The sequence below is a fragment of the Stygiolobus azoricus genome, assembly GCF_009729035.1.
Classification (GTDB): domain Archaea; phylum Thermoproteota; class Thermoprotei_A; order Sulfolobales; family Sulfolobaceae; genus Stygiolobus; species Stygiolobus azoricus.
In genome coordinates this window covers 1911969-1930153 of the sequence record NZ_CP045483.1, presented here as the reverse complement: position 1 = coordinate 1930153, position 18185 = coordinate 1911969, and the positions used below count along the sequence as shown (strand labels likewise).

16 protein-coding genes, 1 tRNA gene and 1 pseudogene are annotated in these 18185 nt (G+C 38.9%); 7 read left to right on the top strand and 11 right to left on the bottom strand.

From position 1 onward, the window contains the following. Nucleotides 1-174 precede the first annotated feature (174 nt). Nucleotides 175-1353, bottom strand: coding sequence for an MFS transporter (locus D1868_RS10605; protein WP_156007845.1), 1179 nt, complete (start codon nt 1351-1353; stop codon nt 175-177). A 90-nt stretch (nt 1354-1443) separates the two neighbouring features. Here D1868_RS10605 and D1868_RS10600 point away from each other — a divergent pair, with 90 nt between their 5' ends. Further along, a complete protein-coding gene (locus D1868_RS10600; RefSeq protein WP_156007844.1) occupies nt 1444-2094 on the top strand; it encodes a DUF3834 domain-containing protein in 651 nt (216 codons plus the stop codon). Nucleotides 2095-2455: 361 nt separating this feature from the next. Here the strand turns inward: D1868_RS10600 and D1868_RS10595 are convergent, their stop codons facing one another. Further along, nucleotides 2456-3352, bottom strand: coding sequence for a hypothetical protein (locus tag D1868_RS10595; protein WP_156007843.1), 897 nt, complete (start codon nt 3350-3352; stop codon nt 2456-2458). Nucleotides 3353-3607: 255 nt separating this feature from the next. Between D1868_RS10595 and D1868_RS10590 the strand changes: the two genes are divergently transcribed. Then, entirely contained in the window at nt 3608-4276 is a 669-nt protein-coding gene (locus D1868_RS10590; protein WP_156007842.1) for a DUF72 domain-containing protein, read from the top strand. A 229-nt stretch (nt 4277-4505) separates the two neighbouring features. Here D1868_RS10590 and D1868_RS10585 read toward each other — a convergent pair whose 3' ends face one another. Then, complete coding sequence (locus D1868_RS10585; RefSeq protein WP_231112386.1) at nt 4506-6467, bottom strand: 4Fe-4S binding protein; 1962 nt, start codon at nt 6465-6467, stop codon at nt 4506-4508. Between the two features lie 379 nt (nt 6468-6846). Then, a complete protein-coding gene (locus D1868_RS10580; RefSeq protein ID WP_156007841.1) occupies nt 6847-7695 on the bottom strand; it encodes a KaiC domain-containing protein in 849 nt (282 codons plus the stop codon). Between the two features lie 346 nt (nt 7696-8041). Here D1868_RS10580 and D1868_RS10575 point away from each other — a divergent pair, with 346 nt between their 5' ends. The 3 genes and pseudogenes from D1868_RS10575 to D1868_RS10565 all read left to right on the top strand — a co-directional run bounded on the left by D1868_RS10575 (nt 8042) and on the right by D1868_RS10565 (nt 11491). Further along, complete coding sequence (locus D1868_RS10575) at nt 8042-9043, top strand: pyridoxal-phosphate dependent enzyme (protein ID WP_156007840.1); 1002 nt, start codon at nt 8042-8044, stop codon at nt 9041-9043. Nucleotides 9044-9175: 132 nt separating this feature from the next. After that, nucleotides 9176-9954 (top strand): annotated as a pseudogene (locus D1868_RS11375) (FAD-dependent oxidoreductase); the annotation flags it as partial. Nucleotides 9955-11128: 1174 nt separating this feature from the next. Next, nucleotides 11129-11491 carry a NifB/NifX family molybdenum-iron cluster-binding protein gene (locus tag D1868_RS10565; RefSeq protein WP_156007839.1) on the top strand — a complete coding sequence of 121 codons (363 nt, stop codon included), beginning with the start codon at nt 11129-11131 and terminating at the stop codon, nt 11489-11491. A gap of 50 nt (nt 11492-11541) precedes the next feature. Here the strand turns inward: D1868_RS10565 and D1868_RS10560 are convergent, their stop codons facing one another. The 7 genes from D1868_RS10560 to D1868_RS10535 all read right to left on the bottom strand — a co-directional run bounded on the left by D1868_RS10560 (nt 11542) and on the right by D1868_RS10535 (nt 17413). After that, nucleotides 11542-12717 (bottom strand): MFS transporter, encoded by a 1176-nt coding sequence (locus D1868_RS10560; RefSeq protein WP_156007838.1) that lies wholly within the window; start codon nt 12715-12717, stop codon nt 11542-11544. A gap of 42 nt (nt 12718-12759) precedes the next feature. Beyond that, nucleotides 12760-13926: an MFS transporter gene (locus tag D1868_RS10555; RefSeq protein ID WP_156007837.1), complete on the bottom strand. Its 1167-nt coding sequence runs from the start codon at nt 13924-13926 to the stop codon at nt 12760-12762. A gap of 274 nt (nt 13927-14200) precedes the next feature. Beyond that, nucleotides 14201-14301 (bottom strand) — tRNA-Leu (locus D1868_RS10550). 65 nt (nt 14302-14366) lie between these two features. Further along, a complete protein-coding gene (locus D1868_RS10545; protein WP_156007836.1) occupies nt 14367-14726 on the bottom strand; it encodes a hypothetical protein in 360 nt (119 codons plus the stop codon). Nucleotides 14727-14922: 196 nt separating this feature from the next. Continuing rightward, nucleotides 14923-15294 carry a hypothetical protein gene (locus tag D1868_RS10960; RefSeq protein WP_196770245.1) on the bottom strand — a complete coding sequence of 124 codons (372 nt, stop codon included), beginning with the start codon at nt 15292-15294 and terminating at the stop codon, nt 14923-14925. Continuing rightward, nucleotides 15294-15671 carry a hypothetical protein gene (locus tag D1868_RS10955; RefSeq protein WP_196770244.1) on the bottom strand — a complete coding sequence of 126 codons (378 nt, stop codon included), beginning with the start codon at nt 15669-15671 and terminating at the stop codon, nt 15294-15296. Before D1868_RS10955 ends, D1868_RS10960 begins: the two co-directional genes overlap by 1 nt. Nucleotides 15672-15769: 98 nt before the next feature. Further along, on the bottom strand, nt 15770-17413 hold the full coding sequence (locus tag D1868_RS10535) for an alpha/beta hydrolase family protein (RefSeq protein ID WP_156007835.1): 1644 nt from the start codon (nt 17411-17413) through the stop codon (nt 15770-15772). A gap of 266 nt (nt 17414-17679) precedes the next feature. On the opposite strand from D1868_RS10535, the gene D1868_RS11275 reads away from it, so the two are divergent. Beyond that, nucleotides 17680-17835: an MBL fold metallo-hydrolase gene (locus D1868_RS11275; RefSeq protein WP_338055782.1), complete on the top strand. Its 156-nt coding sequence runs from the start codon at nt 17680-17682 to the stop codon at nt 17833-17835. Between the two features lie 37 nt (nt 17836-17872). After that, nucleotides 17873-18178, top strand: coding sequence for an MBL fold metallo-hydrolase (locus D1868_RS10530; RefSeq protein ID WP_269194908.1), 306 nt, complete (start codon nt 17873-17875; stop codon nt 18176-18178). Nucleotides 18179-18185 lie beyond the last annotated feature (7 nt).

Sequence of the window (18185 nt, the reverse complement as noted above, 5' to 3'; positions counted from 1 at the left end):
GGGGACTCATGATAAGTTTTTATACCCTTCCTCCCCGCTTTTAAAAGCGAGGCCTCCGGGCATATCTTAATGGTGAAATTTTCTGTTTTCTTCTAAACTAAAAGTTACGAGCTAGTACAAACTGGATACTCTTGTGATACCGTGAGGTGTGAAAAACTACTAAATTTGAATCTCCTAACTTTTTGGTACTGCTTTAACTTCAGTCTTTACTACTTCATCTACATATTTAACATACCTTCTCAAGAGGGCAGATAACACCAAAATCACGGGAATTAAAAGACCAAACATATACTTTATTCCCACGAGTTCTGCTATATAACCCGCAACAGAAGGAACTATTATACCTATAATCATCATTACAGCAAAGAAGGAACTGTTTGCAGCATTTCTCTCCTCAGGCTTAAATGTCCTGCTGATGGAAATCACGGAGAGTGGATAAGTCAAACCGTGCGGGAATCCTAGAATCAAGAGGGCTAAAGCGAACTCAAAGAGATTAATTGAAGTAAGTATCATAATGAGGCCTATAACTGTCATTGAGATTGCGGCGTAAGCATGATGAGCAACGCTTTGTGGAGGTCTCACAGAGAGGTAAATCCTGGCCAATAATGACGTGGTAAAGAATAAGGAGAAGAGGGCTGTTACGGTTGAATAAGTTACGTGAAGGTATGTAACAGCGTATATACCACCAAACGCCAGTATTGCAGAGAAAGGTATGTTGTAGGTTAGTATATTTATCACTGCCGTTTTGAATCCTGGATTGCTTAATACATTCAACTTTACGTTTTTCTTTTCCTCCTGAGGAAACTTTATGAAAAGTGATAGGATAGCTGCTGCTATTGCCATAGGTTCGAAAAACACAAAAACGTCCCTCAGTGTGAACTTCGTGAGTATTTCAGACTCTAATGCAGGACCAGCTACCAGACTTATGCTAAGGGCCAGAGTGTAGATCGAGAGTAATCTTTCCCTAGCCTTTCTGTCCTCCAATAACCCAGCGTAAGTAATAATGTTTGGCATTATTGCACCTAACGATAACCCGGCTAAGGCGCTGATTACCCAAATCGTGATAGGAGTGGAGAAGTAAAATAGAGGTAGAACTAATGCATATAGCACTGAGGATGTAATAAAGAACTTCCTTCTCGCAGAGGTCTTAAGCCTGGAATTCACAAGTCCACTAGTTATGAAAGTACCTAAGGATAGGACAGCACTGATTATACCTACTTCAGTTTGTGTGAAGTGGAAGTCATACTTAACCAGAAGTGGTATGGTAGTAGAGATCATATTGTTGGAAGCCCTAATTGCAAATGTCATTGAGACGATTACTAGAAGCATCTGAAGGTAAGCTTTCTTGTCCATGCTATCACAATTCGCTCCCGAACCTTTTTAATTTATCCTTGAGGAAACTTTAGAGGAAACTTTAAATAGTTTGTTTGGAAACAAACTATTATGAAAGTATTAGCTGCACCCGGACCCGTATCATATCCCGTAATAGTGAATAATAAAGGAATAGAATTGTCTTTTGCAAAGGAAGGCAATGCAGACGTGGTGTTAGATTCTACAGTGTCATTAGCTAAGAGAGGACTTAAGATACACTACGTTACAGTAAAAGGGCTAATGACAGTATATCCCACAGTGGGGAGGAAAATAGGAGTACCTAAGATGCTTACAGCTGCAAATGTTCTGGCCAGGGCGTTGGTTGACATTAAGAAATTGAACGCTGAGGTTATTGTGATTGATGACATACAGAAGATCATGGAGTCCCTTAAGAAAAGTGAAATAGACAGTGCGGTAGTCCCTTCGGGAGTGGCTAAAGGGATTACATTTGAAGAACTTCTTGGAATTCCGGGAAGTTGTGGAGCCCATATAAAGCCTCAGTTTAGAGACCAGTTTGTCTCTCTCTATAATGAAGGAGTAGACATGTTTAAGCAAGACCCTGAGGGATTTGCTACAAAAGTTGTTAATACAGTGAGAGAACTGGCAAAGGTAAACATAACCAAGGAGTTCGTTATTAACGTAATGAAGAACTCGACTTTTAAAGTTGAGGAATTGCCTGATGATGAAGAGTTTGTCAAGCTAGTTAGAAAATACGCAAACTAACTAACTAAATAAGTAAGCGAGTTTTTTCCCAATTTATTTTCTAACTAGAATGGTTTCAGATATGAGTGAGGGAAAAGCAATTTAAATAAAAATCATGATTATGGTAAAGTTTTTAGTTGCATTATTTGAACTAGGCTATTTATTAATTATCAATTTGTATTCAGTTCTTTAAACGGAAATATTTTCGATTATTAACAAGGTTTACTTAACGTTTTTGGCTGAGTATATTCATCTGATTGACTGTGAACGTGACCACTCTGTAATTCTCATAGTTGCAATCCATGCCCAAGGGGATTGTAGTTTTGATGACGGAGATTGAAATGCATACAGTGTTACTTTGGGGAAAACTCGTCATGTCTTACTACGTGGAAAATGCTATAACAAATAATGAAGTCGTTTCCGTGTTCACGTTACCTAAGGGGATCACGGTTCCGTTAACAACCTTATAATTACTGAAATAACCTCCAATGGGGGACTGTAAATGTTTTGCGATGCTGTACATTTGAAGAATTAAAGGTAAGTAATCCCTCGCGAACGTTTGGTTATAATTGCCTATGTATTTCCACGCTATTATAGCTAAGGCTAAATTACAGGAAGCGTAGACGTTACTTGTAGTGCTTTCATCCTGAAATCCGTAACCGTTCCAGAAGTCATTGATTGTGGTTTCAAACACTTTCTCTGCGAGGGATATGTTACCGTTTTCAAGTTCGTAAATAGAGAATAAGAGAGAAGTGTTAGCGTATTCGTACCATGCGAGATAGTTAGGAGAATCGTTAAAACTTATAGTATAGATTGGTCCCCAAATTTTCTCAATCACGGGATCTTTAAACTCCCACGTGAAGTTGTGTATCCCTACCAATACAAGGTAAGGTGATAAAGTGATGTTACTCTTGATGTTATCCCATACTGTTTCCCACAAGGAATCATTTAAGTCCTTTAACGCGATCACTGCCAGCAAGTTGTCGTTCTCTACAAAGTACTTATTAACATAAGGACATTCTGAGAAGAGCTTCAAGGAAGAGTTGTACGTCACGTTGTAGTAATTCATTACAAGCTCCAAGGATATTGGAGGGGTTAAGTTGGAGAGTTGTATAGGGAAATGTGTAGGAGGTATGGTAAGGCTCGGAGGAGTGGTAGGTGAAGAGAAGATTGAGGGGTTTATATAAACTTTATAGTGGTAATATGCTACGAGAATTACCTCTGTCACGATCAGTAAAACGAGGATTAGCGATAACACAGTTAATGTTCTCTTGTTCATAGGTAGTGATTGACTTTCAGTCTGAAAACTTTTTCTTCACATAGATCATGGCGACTGCAAAGAGCTTTAATTCCTAGTCTTGAGTCTCAAGAGGGGTTTGGAGAGACCAGAGTTTTCTTGAGGAGAAACGATTACTTGATTTTAGGTGTTAAGACAGTGGCAGTAAGAAAAGTGGCTGAACGGATTGCCTGACCAAGAGACTGTTAGTTAAGAATTAATACATCGCGGGTTTATACATGTGAAGTGTAATAATAAATGATATTCATAGGTACGTCTGGATGGTTATACCCTTGGAACCCCAAGAAAAATCTGGATTGGTACGTTAAATATTCAGGTTTTAATGCTGTTGAGCTTAACGCATCCTTTTACAGAATCCCTACGCCCCAGCAAGTTGAAAAGTGGAGGAAGTATAACATTACTTGGGCCATCAAGGTTAACAGGAGGATTACCCACGTAAAGAGGTTGAAAGATGTAAATGACGAGGTTAAAAAATTTGTTGAGTTATTCGAACCATTAAGACCCCGCTTCTACCTATTTCAGCTACCGCCTAACTTTCGCAAAAGTGACGAAAATATAAAGAGGGTTAAAGATATATGTGCAGAGTTGGGGGATAGGGGAGCAATAGAGTTCAGGAGTTTAGACTGGTTTAAAGACATTCCACAAACTGAATGCGTAATTGTATCTATAGACTCTCCAATTGGAAATTACTACTTTAAGTCTCATGACGTAGTTTATTTGCGAATGCACGGTAGGGACAACTGGTACTTCTATGAATATTCTGACACAGAGCTAGAAGAGGTGGCAGATAAACTGATACAACTTCAGGCTAATGATGTATTCGTGTTCTTTAACAACGACTTATGGATGTTAGATAATGGGAGGAAATTGAAAGAGATCTTAGAGAGAAAAATGATAAGAGAGTGAAGTGAGGTTTCACAATTAACCTTAAACAACTGAGATAAGGAGAGGAGTTAAAAAGAAAGAAAGGAAAAAAGAAAGGAAAAAAGAAAGGAAAAAAGAAAGGAAAAAAGAAAGGAAAAAAGAAAGGAAAAAAGAAAGGAAAAAAGAAAGGAAAAAAGAAAGGAAAAAAGAAAGGAAAAAAGAAAGGAAAAAAGAAAGGAAAAAAGAAAGGAAAAAAGAGAAATTCTTCTTTCTACACTTTTACTCCATGCCTAAACCTAGTAGTTATGTCCTCAATCACTAGGTTGTTATAAGTGCAAGCTTCAACACAGTCTCCACAACCTACGCAGGATATTCTATTACTATAGCCCTTCTGGAGTATGTCAACAGAGATCGGTATCTTTACTGGACAAGCACCTTCGCAACTCTTCGTCTGACAAGTCTTACAAGTCTCTACGTCTTTAGCTCTTATCTTAAACATAACCTTGTTGAATATACCTGCAAATGTCCCGAAACCGCACCAACCTTGTCTTGCACAACTATAAGCACCGAAGACTGGAGTGAGGAAGTAGAAGAACCACCACACGTAGTTGAGTACAAACATTCCATAGAAGTTCAGAGGGTCTAATTTTGCCATGCCTATTTTAGGTGGAGTCCACATTTTGAGTTCCATTAGTACATACAGTGTAAAGGCTATAACCATTGGTACAAGGAATACCCACCGCAAATATTCCCAAACCTTACTTGTCTTCTTAGGCTTGAACTGGTCGTAAAATACATTAGTCCACATATGGGCTGCCATACATGCGGCATTACAGTAAGCTCTCCTGCCGAAGAGTGATGAAGCTATTGCTACTGCTATAAGCGAGATCACGAAGGGTAATAGTGTCACTGGGAATATCATGCCGCTCATGCCGAACACGTAGTAGTTAGTATAGTAGGGGATTAAGACCACGAAGAGAGGTATCCCCACTAGGATTACTAAAGCCCATTTCTTAACTTGCGAGTTCTTAATCAATTTGAACCTCTCATATACCAGAAAAGCCATTTCGGCCCCCATCATTATTACATAAAATGGAGTCATGGTAGTAGCCATAACGAACATGTAAGAGGTCATAAAGGCGTTTAAGAGTAAGTTACTGGTTGCATGTAAAAACATCATACCCATAGCATAAGGATTTAGCGGGAATAACCACCAGAAGGGATTCGTGAATGGGCTCCTCATCATCGTCCCAGAAGACATAGAATGACCCATAGAAGACATTGAATGCATCGTGTTGACAAAAAGGGAATTAGTAATGTTAAAGCCCAAAACGCTTTCACCGAAACCCATGGTTATTTCAGCCAGGTTTATAAGGACAAGAAGTAGGAAGGGATACCTCAACTTATAATCTATTTTCTTCGCCGGGATATCTCTGATTACTAAAATGAAATACCAGACCATTGAGATCAAGATAGAGAGCGAGATAGTCCACATATCGTAAATAGTGGCAAAAGTACTTAATCCTATCATCATAAATAGGTCAAATCCGGCTAACGATAGGCTAACTAAGACTCCTTTGAAGTTGATCCTCCTTATCGCGATTAAGTAAAGGGTGATCACGTTTATTATCATAATCGTCGTGGAGATTAAAGATGCTATTAACTGGATCTCCTTCGAGAATTCAATAAATATCGATGGTAAAAACGCCATGGAAATAGCGAAAGTCGCAAAAGAGAACTCGAAGATGTCCCTCACTCTGCTTATAACTAGGAAGAACACCCCGTCTGCAAACATCATTATTCCGAAGGCTATGTTACTAACCGCGTCAATAATGGGGTTAAACATTCGTGGGCCAAAAGCTGAGGAATATAAGTAGCCCATACTGAACTCGTCAAAGATTACTGATAGTGCTAGGAGTAAAGAGGACACGTTATCAGCCTTAACTCTTATAACTTCGCTCTTTACAGTAGCTGAGAGTAGTAGAGGAATAGATGCGATCAGTAAAAGCAGAGGCTCTAAGAACAACGTACCGCCGTAGAATACTACATAACCGAAGGCTATGCTCTCAACACCCATATAAAGGATTATTGAAGCTAGGAAGAATATTGCCCTTTTATTCACATATTCCTTCCTTAGCACATAGCCTAAAATTCCGAAATTTACAGCCATCATGCCGATTATGTAGACAAGAGCGGCAATCTGTTGAACTGTAATTACAGAACTCATTTGCATATGTTGTTTATTTAGTTTGTGTATATAAACTCACTTTAAATAAATCATTATAAAATATTAAATCATTAGGAGTAATGAAATATGTGTATTAAGAATAGTAAGAAAGTTAAAAAAATCTTACTAAGGAGGGATAATTAGTTATGCTGAATTGATCAAATCATGTTAATGATGGTCATTCTCCATGTTTATTGATAAAACCTGGTAGTATCTTTATACACGATAACTCCCTTTATAACAAAAGACTTCCCACTCCAAGATTCTTGGACTAATGCGACCAAGTTAGGGTGGAAATGGTTCGAAGAAACCTAATGTGTTATATTTAATTGAGGAAAATCGAGTAAGGAGTAAAGAATTATTAGAGTATATTAGTGAAGACCCTTTATTCCTCTTCCTCTTCTTCTTCCTCTTCAATTTTCTGATAAGTCTTTGCTTCTTCAACAGCCTTTTTCATCTCCTCCACTTCCTTCTGCGGTAAAGGCTCTATCTCTGCCTTAAAGTTCGTAATCCTCAAGTATTTGTCCCATTGTATTACAATGCCTTCATCAGTGATTTCCATCGGGTGCCTTACCATTGATATCTTCGTGTCCCTCATTTTCCACACTATTATCGACCTATACATCTTCCCCTCGAACTCGTCTAGGTCTAACCTTATTATACCGTCAACAGCGTGTTCTACACCTGGTCCACCGAAACCTCTTTCACCAACTGAAACTTGGCTAACGAAGAACGCTGTACAACCTAGACCGGAAATTACCCTCTTTAGCGTCATTACTATTCCCCTCGCCATTGCGGGTTTAGTTAGGTATAATGTACTTACAGAATCAATAGCTACCCTGTTAGCCCCAATCTCTTTAATTGCAGTCCTCAAAACTTCGGAGAATTCCTTTACATCATCTATATTTTTAACAACGTATTTCTCCTTTTGAGCGGTTGCACCGTAACCTCCAGTAAAAGCGTCAACTACAGCAAACTTTCCCTCTTTTTCATACTTAGTAATATCCCAACCGAAGTGGTGAAAACTCCTTATGACTGAAACTGGATGCTCTTCTAAAGTAACGTATATACCATTTTCACCTTTTGTTAGACCGTTATATATGAACTGCTTCGCCATTATGGACTTTCCAGTACCAGGGCCTCCAGAGAGTAATACAATATTCCTTTCCGGTATTCCACCATAAAGGATTTCATCTAGACCGGGTATGTATGTCCTGACTCTCCTTACTTCCATAATTTCCATATTTACTTAAGGATTTTATTGTTAATTGTAGCTTTCATAGAAATACTAATAGAAATAATAAAAATACTATAAAGATAATGAGCAATTATCATATAAAGATATAATTAGTTAGTCTATGTAAGCGGGAAAAATAACTCCGTTGGTGTAATAACTTAGAAAGAAATAGGATCCTTTCTCATCGTTTTCCTCATTAGTTCGTGATTATAAGTTAGGACCCCCGGGATTATTATCCGTAACGTCTAGTCCTTTCTCAGTCGAGCCGAGTGAGAAATTGGCTATACATTCCTTGACTCCTCTTTAAAATACAAATTTTAGGTTTAACACTAATAGTTCATTCATGGAATTCGTAATTAAATGCACAAGATGTGGTAAGGAAAGGGAAAGCATATATGAGATAACGTGCTCAAGATGTGGAGGTCCTTTCAAGGTAGAGATTCTTGGAGATTATGAGACAGAGATAAGAAAAAACTTCCCTTATATTAAAGAATGGATTTCACTAGGCGAAGGAAATACACCTCTTATCAAGATAGGAAAATTTCATTTTAAACTAGATTTCCTCAACCCTACGGGATCTTACAAGGATCGAGGTTCTGTAACCCTTATATCGTTCTTGAGACAGAATGGTATAAAAGAAATATCAGAAGACTCCTCAGGAAATGCCGGTGCATCAATTTCAGCCTACGCAGCGGCTGCGGGGATTAAAGCAACTATATTCGTTCCAGAGAACGCTAAAGGTACAAAACTGAAACAAATAGAGAGTTACGGAGCTGAGGTTGTAAAGGTGAAGGGTAACAGAAATGATGTTATGAGGGCAGCTATGAACTCTGGTAAATACTACGCTTCCCATATCCTGCAACCCTTTTTCAGAGACGGGATAAGGACTTTAGCTTACGAAATAGTGAAACAACATAGGTCTGTGAAAGAGATCTTAATCCCGGTCTCTGCTGGTACACTTCTTTTAGGCCTGCATGAAGGGTTGAACCATTTACTGAGGAGCGGTGTAATTGAGGAAAAACCCAAGATAATAGCTGTCCAGACAAGACAAGTTATGCCTCTCTGTTCAGTCATCAACAAGGAGCCTTATACTCCACCTGAGAGAGTGACAAGCGTTGCCGATGCTTTAGTTTCCACACAGCCTGTATTATTGGAAGAGATGGTCAAGGCTACAGATCAATGCATTACAGTCGATGAAGAGGAGATTATATCTGCATGGAAGAAATTAGCCGGTATGGGACTATTGGTAGAATATAGCTCTGCTACTGTATTGGCTGCAGCGGAAAAAATCTCTCTTGAAGACCCTGTCTTAGTCCTTACTGGTAGTGGTCTCAAGACTCTCTGACACAAGACATTATGGACTTACCGTATTGAATTGCATGGTTAACTGCTGTTAGATTGCACCAGTTTGTAAGATCAGACTACGACTCAGCATTTCCTGATTCAAAAGGAAAAAATACGAAAACTTAATCTCTAAGAATTAGTTGAGGGTAAAGTCTATTTTACTTCTCCTCATAGCGTCAAAGTTAACGGCAAGATAATAGAAGGTAAGAAGTTTCTAATTGCAACAGGTTCTTCTCCTAAAGAGGTGGGGTTCTGGACTAATGTGGAAGCCCTGAATCTGACAGAAAGATCAACTCATTAGCTGTGGAAGAGTACAAGCTTTAGAGTTCTCTCAGATTTATTAGGAGTAGACGTAGTGGTACTTCAGAGGAGTACTACCTGATTGGGAGCCGGAGATCTCTCTTGAAGCACAAAAGTCCTTGAAAATGACGGAGTATATGTAGTTACTAACGTTAAGATAAAGCTAGTTGAAAGAGGGGAAGGAGTGAAGAGAGTAATTACTGACAAAGGTGATGTTGAGGTAGATGAGATCTTAATAGCTACTGGTAGGAGACCAAAACCTAGAGGTTGCTAGAGGAGTAAAAGTAAACGATGAACTTCAAACTACTAATCCCGACACATACGCAGCCGGAGATGTGATAGGTGGGGTTATGTTAGAGTCCTTAGCAGGTTTCGAAGGGGAGGAAAGAGATGACAGTTGAAAAGAGGATTCTCGAAGTGCAAATTTTAGGAGAAAACGCAGGAGAGGTAATTAATGAAGCTGCTCTAGCAGTGAAGTTCGATTTAACGGTTGACGATATAATTGACACTGTTCACGCTTTTCCCACCATGTCTGAGTCCTTAAGGCTTGTCGCTCTGTCCTTTTACAAAGATGTGAGTAAGCTCAGTAAAAGTCGATTAAAAATACGTTAGATTACCACTGGTGGTAATATCATGTGTTAATCTGTCAATGGTGTCTCAATATCAGCTTAGATTTGCTCTAACCACCTTTTCCTTCACCTGGGGAATAAAGTCATGGAGTGGAGAGCTAAAGCAAAAGTCATTACCGTCGTTAAAGAAATCACTTCACTTATTAGAAAAAATTTATACTTATACTTACTTAAATAGAGATTTCATAGTATGCCAAACAGTACCTAACCTTAGAGACAGTAATAAGTCCCTAGAAACTGACTTCCTATTCTCCCTGGAAGGGCGAGGGTTCCCTTCCAAGGTGCTCATTATTCCCACCATCAATTCGGGACTACATCTGGTGGGCAGTAGTATGGCTCAGAGATCTCCCATTTGAAATGGGATTTTCATCCATTAACGTCTGGTCCTTAGGAGAGAATAGGGTTTATGGGTGCTCCTTCCAAAGTCCCATTAACCCCTCAATCGAGCTTGAGAGGAGTCTCATTAGCGTTAATAGGAGGATATTTAAATACAAGGTAATCCATCACCTTGGCGAGGCTTTCCGCCTCTTTTAATCCCCTTTATTGTAAAAAATTAGAACTTGTAGCCTTTATTACTATATTTTATATATTAACTGAATAATGTAGAATTATTGTTATACACGAAAAACTATATCAAAATCTCCCGTTCATTAATGAACAAACTTACAAATGTCGCCAGCCACTTCAAGGGAAAAACTAAAAATTGTCTTCAGTGTAACTTTTAATTGCTCTATTCCATGAACAGTAACATTAAGACGATACATACTTGATATAATCAATATTTTTTAATAAGTTTAATAGTTATGTTAATTTTCTTTAATTGTTCGTTGATGAATTGAATTTTTAGGAAAAATTTAATTAGTTTAGGTATCCCCAGTATTCCAATGTAGACTACACATTTTTACAATGGAATAGCAATGTTTTTGGTAGTGTTAGTTTACAGTATATATAAACTCATGAGGAACATTCAACTGTTCTAAAAATTTTTATATGCTCACGTTTCTTTTACTTAAATAAATGAATGATTGTCGTATATTATAGTGAGTATATTATTTATAATTTATTTCTCATCATGTTATTTTTAAAATTTTTCAATAGAGATAATTAACACAAAAAACTGGCACATATTTATAAGCTTAATCTACGAACTCAATAATATGATTTGTACAGTAACAGACTCTGACTTTCGTGTGAGAATATTCTCAAGGGGAGATTTACTAGTACTTTATGATGAGACTAAAGGCGAGATAGTGTTAAAGAAGAAAAACCCAGCTCTCGATTCATCAATGAAAAGACCTATGGTGGCTAAAGAGTGCATCAACCTGGGTGCTGACAAAGTCCTAGCAGCTCATGGTTCCCTCTGTTTTCCATCTTATAGAATGCTTAAAAAAGCTGGGATAAAAATGCTGATAACTGATGACGGTAGTGAACTTAAAACTACTAATTATTGGGACGTTAACTGGAAAGAAGTAATGTATTCAAGCTTTCTGGCAATGATGGAGAGGATAAAAGGACATTAGATAAAAATATCGAATTGAAACTCTTCCTTTCACTTGTTTTCCTCACTCGGCTAATTAACCTTTACTTTTGAAGGTATTAAAGGGATCATCACGGTTGATATAACAGCCAAGATAAGAGCAACATAAAACGTCGATATTAACGAGAAATTAACACCTAACAACGCTGTAATTAACGCATTACCCGCAGCACCTCCCACAGTAACGCCTATCCCCCAGATGTATGAGTTAGCAACCGTGAAAAATGACTTGGGAAAAGTCTGAGATACATACCCCAAGAGCACGGGGAAAGAACTATAAGCGGCAAACGTAAAGATGGTGTACATCAACACTGAAACTATCAAATTATCAGAGAGTAACAAAAAGCCGAGGAAGGACAACACTGACAGTATACTTGTTATCAGAAATGCAAACCTCCCTCCTTTTTTCTCAGTGACCCAACCGAAAACTGGTTGACCAAGAACAGATCCTAGAAATCCCACCGTCAAGAAGATCCCCGGTAAGGCCTTTGAATGATATATATCATAAATGAATTCTCCTGTGAACGTAGTAGTCCCAGTTATGAACATGCTCCTAATAAATACCAACACACCAAGGATGATAAGGAATTTATAAAATACTTTATCTAGTTTTTCAGTCCTTTTTCTTATTTCTTCAATGGATCCCTTTTTATACTCTCTTAGGCCTAGGTAGATTACAACTGTTGCTAAGACAAACACTGCTGTCAGGGATAATAGACCTCCTATTTCTCCTATTGCCAAAATTAAAAACGTAATAATCGATGGCATCAACGCCCTACCTATGCTTCCGAAGGCTCCGTTAATACCTAATGCTCTTCCGCTACTCCTACCGAAAACCCTAGAAAGTATTGCACCACCGATTGGGTGATAGAAAGCTTGTCCTATACCTAGGAGTACTGTTCCTATAACTATCAACAAGGGTGTGAAAAAGCCTAAGGCGAAAAGGAGTATTGCCATACTCTCAATGAAGATCCCTAGGCTTATCAGCGGAACGTCCAGATCATGTTTATCTGCAAAGTCACCTATTAGAGGAGATAGTAAACCGGAAAGTAGAGTGTAAACTATCGATAGAGCCCCGAGGAACACTAGACTAATATGTTCTTGCGTAGAGTAGTAGACTATTAACAAAGGGAAGATCAGGAGAGTACCGTCGTTCATAAAGTGAGCTAATGAAGTTATAGTAAGTGCCCTAAAATCGTTAGATTTCATAAAAATAGTTCGGATTCAAACAATTTAAGTGTATCTACAATATCACTCGCTTTTAACCCTACTTAACAGACTGTAATAAATATAACCACCAGCCACCTGCAAGATCCCTCCTGCTATCTCTGGTAGAGGTAACCAAACATCCATCAAATAACCACTTGCACCGCTACTCAACTGAGCTACACGTGTTGAAATGCCTTGAATGCTAGTTGCTGCACCGTAATCCTCAGCTGATATCCCCCTAACGTTTACCGCAGTCCTATTTGGTGCACCTATCCCTGCGTTAAACCCCCTCAAAGAGTAAAATGCAGCCGCCATGGTGAAAGAAGGTGATAGAGCCATTGCTATGAGGAATACGCCGTTCAGTAACCTCGTTATTGAGGCTATAAATAGTGTGTTTCCCCTCACTTTTGAGGCTAGGGCAGAGCCTAAGGAGGTTAGTAGATACGAGATTGTAAAAACCAGACCGATCTGAGATTCCGTAACATGATAAGCCAACTTGAACCATAGAGGAAGCAAGGGGATGGCTAACCCTATCCCTGCTCCGTTTACCGTGTTTGACGCTATAACCCGTAAAATGTAAGAGAAGCTCTTCTTTCCCATGATCTTGGTGGTCTTTTTGGGTCTTTTGGCTTCCTCAACAAAGAGAATACTTATTACTGAAATCGCCATTAGTATTGCAGCTATAGCGAAGAGCATTCTGTACTCTTCTAATGGAGGTTTGTGAATAAGGGATTGGAGAGACAGCAATAAACTACCTATGACACTCGCACTACTCGCACCAGAACTTAAGTAACCTAGTTTTTTGACCCTTTCTTTTTCGTCCCTCCAATTTGAAGCTACTAATGCGGATAGCCCGGGGGACCAGACACCTCTTAGACCACCACTAGCCCCTCCGCCTATACCGGTGATGATCAAGAGTGGTATGATGAGGTTTATGTTGGAGGTAAAGCTAAGTGCGGTTATGCCGAATAAGGGGAGTATGTCACCTATTATTAGCGACTTTTTATACCCGTATCTGTCCCCTAATAAGCCTAAACCCAGCGAGAGAAGAGAATAGAAAGCGATCACTCCAAACACTATTAATCCGACGTTGATTACGGAAAGCCCGAGTAATGAAAGGTAAAGAGGAATAGAAAGACTGACGTACACCAGTGCAATACTCCTAGCGACCCTCGATATGAAGAGAAATAAAAAAGATCTCTCAACCATGCTTTATCGAGTCTTTTCGGGACTAAAAAGTTTAATTTAGAACAAATTTACGTGTAGGAGTGTAACTGAAGGTTTATGAGAGAAGAGTATTAACTAATCACAATGCTCCGTTATTGTTTTAGTCCTCTGCCCTTAATATAAAGCGTGAGTAGTGAGCTATTCGGAAAAATAAAGGGTATGAGTAACCTAATGACAGCCTAAGTTAAATTTCCAGTGAATAAGAGACAGAGAAGAGATAAAATAAAATGTGCAATATATGCCATACTTTTAATAATGCGGGGGGTGGGACTTGAACCCACGCAGGCCTACGCCATCGGGGATCTCACTTATGGGGTCCTGAGCCCGACCCCTTTGACCTTGCTCGGGCACCCCCGCACACCACATATTATATGCTTATGGTAAATAAAGTTTTAACAAGTCCCAAAGCTCTTTACCTTAAACTATCTCTTGGTCTCACTTTTTATTTCCCAGTTTCTATTCAATCTACACTTCAACACTCTATTCAGATCCCTCAAGTTAACCGTAAGGAGAGCTACGGAGCCTAACGGTAGGATATAATAGACCGGGGAAGCAAGAATCGGTAAAACTGAAAATACGGCCCCTATTCCAGCAGCAATTATCAAAGTAGGTAAGGAGAGACAACAAGATGTGCCAGAAATTATTCCAACTGTAGGTAAGACTACAAGTGTTATACTTTTCTTCATGGCCTTTACAGTTTTCCATAACTCCAATACTCTTTCAACATTGGCTCCTAGTAGTAAGGAGAGGATTAAACCTAAAAGATCGTATAAGAATAGCATCAGATACGAAACCGTAAAGGTAAAAAGTGAAGCCTATAGCCTCAGTCTCATACTCGACAAAATGGGGGAACAGCTGCTCCGAAATAAACAGCCACATATGGCAAATCCGCCAAATAATGCTTCGTAAAATGTTCCGTAAAGAAGTACATGAAATGCCATATAAATGGATGCAGAAATCCAATAGGTCCTACCTTTTTTAATCTCTCTCCACACCAAACCTCTTAGGTATCATAAGCCAAACTGCTGACCAGAACGTTATAGCTGATAGTATACCACCTATTCTCACGTAGTGAAAAGCTAAGAGATAAAACATGAAGGAAGATACTAGAAGGACTATGATAATACCCAGCCTTGTGGCAAGGAATACTATACCATTCCACACTATAGGGTTATTCATAGCATAACTCGCTAACCCGGTAGCATACCATATTCCGGTAACAGGGTTTATTGCAAATATGCTTCCTGGGACACTGTCCATCTCTACAAATAATTCGTTATCTGCTAGTGTTACCCCTAAAGGTTGTCCAACCATTTGTGTTAACATCACTAGGGCTGTCTTAACTCCCATCACATTCGCTGCCGGTAGTTTAGAGGTATTGAAACACCTCCTGTTAATTGAGCAGCAGGTAATTCCCAAGAGACTCCGGTTATTAGTGCGGTACATGTCGTAGGGACAACAGCGTTGTGGTCTTGCTGTGAGTTAGTTACAGGCCACGTCGAGGGTAGACCCATATTAGCGTCAAAATCGTTTTCCGGATAGTAAACTACTTTGACGGTGTAAGGGAAATAAGTCCCGTTATAGCACGTGTACTCCCTAGTTATAACTATCGGGGAGGAGGGTATTTGTAACTGTCCGTTTAGTATTGCTACTGCAGCTACTAAGCTCAAAAATAGACTTAGTATTAGAAATATCAAGAAGATTCTCTTATCAAACTTTTTTGTCATTAGAATTATTAATTGAAATTAATATAAGCCTTGCACATTTTTAAATAATTACTCAAGTTTTCATGAAAAATATATTATTTATATTAGGTGTAAAAACGTTATCTACAGTGGTTTGCAATGAACTCAACGGTCCTCTTTATTGAGTCAATGTAGTTTTCTATCTTAATAAACCCGTGACCTTCTCCTTCATATATCTTGTACTCAACTTGCCTACCCAACTTCTTCAGCTCCTCAACAACCTGGATTGTTTCTTCAGCAGGACATCTGGGATCGTTTTGACCAGCCAACAGCATTAATGGCGCCCTTATTCTATCCACGAAAAAGATCGGTGACCTATCCCTAAGTAAAGCCTCGTCATTACCGATCTTTATTTCATCATATTGTTTCAATACCTCCCTCTCAAACTGTTTCTCAGTGAACCAGTTAACGAACGGTACTACGGCCACTGCAGAACACCATAAGTCAGGATATTTAGTCACGGCCATCATTGTTAAATATCCACCATAACTAGCACCAGTAACTGCTACCTTCTTCACCTTTAGGACTTTAACAGCATTGATAACGTCATGTAAGTCTCCTCCTCCTAAATCCTTGTCGTTTAAGTGATTGAACTTCCTACCATAACCAGTACTACCCCTATAATCAGGACAGATCACCTTGAACCCCTTCTTCACTAGGAATTGTATTTCAGGGTTAAAGTTGTCAACACATTGGAAGTCCGGGCCCCCGTGTATGTAAACTACTCCCTTGTCTTCATTTCCCCTGCTGTATAATAACGCGTGGATTTTAATACCATCAGAGTCATAAGTTATCGATGAGGGACTCACGAATTCGTCCTTGACTCCGTTCATTGAGTCGGTAAGTCTCTGACTCAATTTACCTTCAATTACGTACAGGTCCGTAGCCCTAGAGTGTTTTGACATCAAGTAATACACGGAATTCTTTACAACCTTCAAGTCGTGGATATAACCACCTTTTTCGAGGCGTATATTAGGGACTTGTAACAACTCACTCTTTCCGTCCTTTATTAAAGTGTATAGTATTTTTTCTTCATTGTAAACTACAGCCTCCTGAATGTCATAATCCGAGACGTTAATTATACTGGAAATCTCGTCCTTTTTCATATCATAGGAATACAACCCAAAAGTGTCGTTATGATTTGAGAGGAATATGAACTTGTCCTTGTTCAGGAAGCAGTTTTCCGACGGGACTATTTGCTCGCTCTCGTTGAAGGATAACTCCTTTATTGTATTTCCACCGAAGTCAGAGACGTAAATGTTATCATCGTATATTCCTTGAGAGTAGACTATCAGCTCTCCGTTAGTACAATATCTACCTACAGGCTCTTCTCCCTTGCTTATATTTTCGATATTATTACCGTCGTATAGGTAGAGGTGTAAAGTCTTCCCGTCCCTATTAGAAATGAAGAGGATTCCGTGACTGGTGACCATAGGAGAGAAGTTGTCGTATTTGTCGACCAAGAGCGGTTTGGGCTTTTCCCATCCCTTTTCCCACTCATAAATTCCCCTTCTCTCTCCCCCCTCTGGATCTATAGTTATCAGTAGTCTGTCGCTATCAGCCCACACTACTTCTTCTGGGAATCCGAAGGTGTTTACTTTATTCTCACCATAGATATATACTTCTGGCTTATTCTCCCTAATAATTAATGCAATCTGACTGTCTTTTTCATCTACATCATAATCTAGAACTGGTTTTATCTTAATTAAATCCTCGTATTCCACGGGTTTGTGAGTTATGTAAAAATCGTATTTAACTATTTCATTAAAATAAATCGTCAGATTGAACGTTAGGTTTAACGGTCCTGATTAATGCCGCCACAAAACTTCACGTAACTTCACACGCTATGTTAATTAGTTAAAACTAAAAAACTATAAGAAAAATATCCCATGAATGTTAAAGAAATCAAATTAAGATTCGTAAACTCTTTCATAATCAATTTAGATAACGGTGACCAGGTAATAGTGGACAGCGGTTTACCTATCAGAAGATACTTGCGGAAGTAAATAAGGATCGTGTTAAATATGTAATATTTACCCATTCTCACATAGACCATATAGGCAGTGCCTATGAACTTAAGAACGCATTACGGAACGCACAGTTCTGCATTCACAAAGAAGGAGTAAAGAATCTGAGAGGAGATTAGGAAACCAGTAGTACACTCCTTCACTTACAAACTCCTAATGGGAGCTTTTTCGTCCTTTACCCAGAAAAAATTTAGGGGAATTGAACCGGACTGCGAGTTAACTGAAGGGGAATTAGACGGTCTCCAGATTTTATACACGCCAGGTCGTACATCGGACTCAATCTCTATTTACATACCATCTGATAACTCAATAATTGTTGGGGATATGTTACAAGGGACTAAGAACGGGCTTAGAATACCCGTAATAGAGGAGCTTTTGAAGAGTATACAGAGGATAAAAAAGCTTAAACCAAGAGTTGTTTATGTCTCTCACGGAGAGAATGGAAATAATATTTTAGTATAAAGGGGAA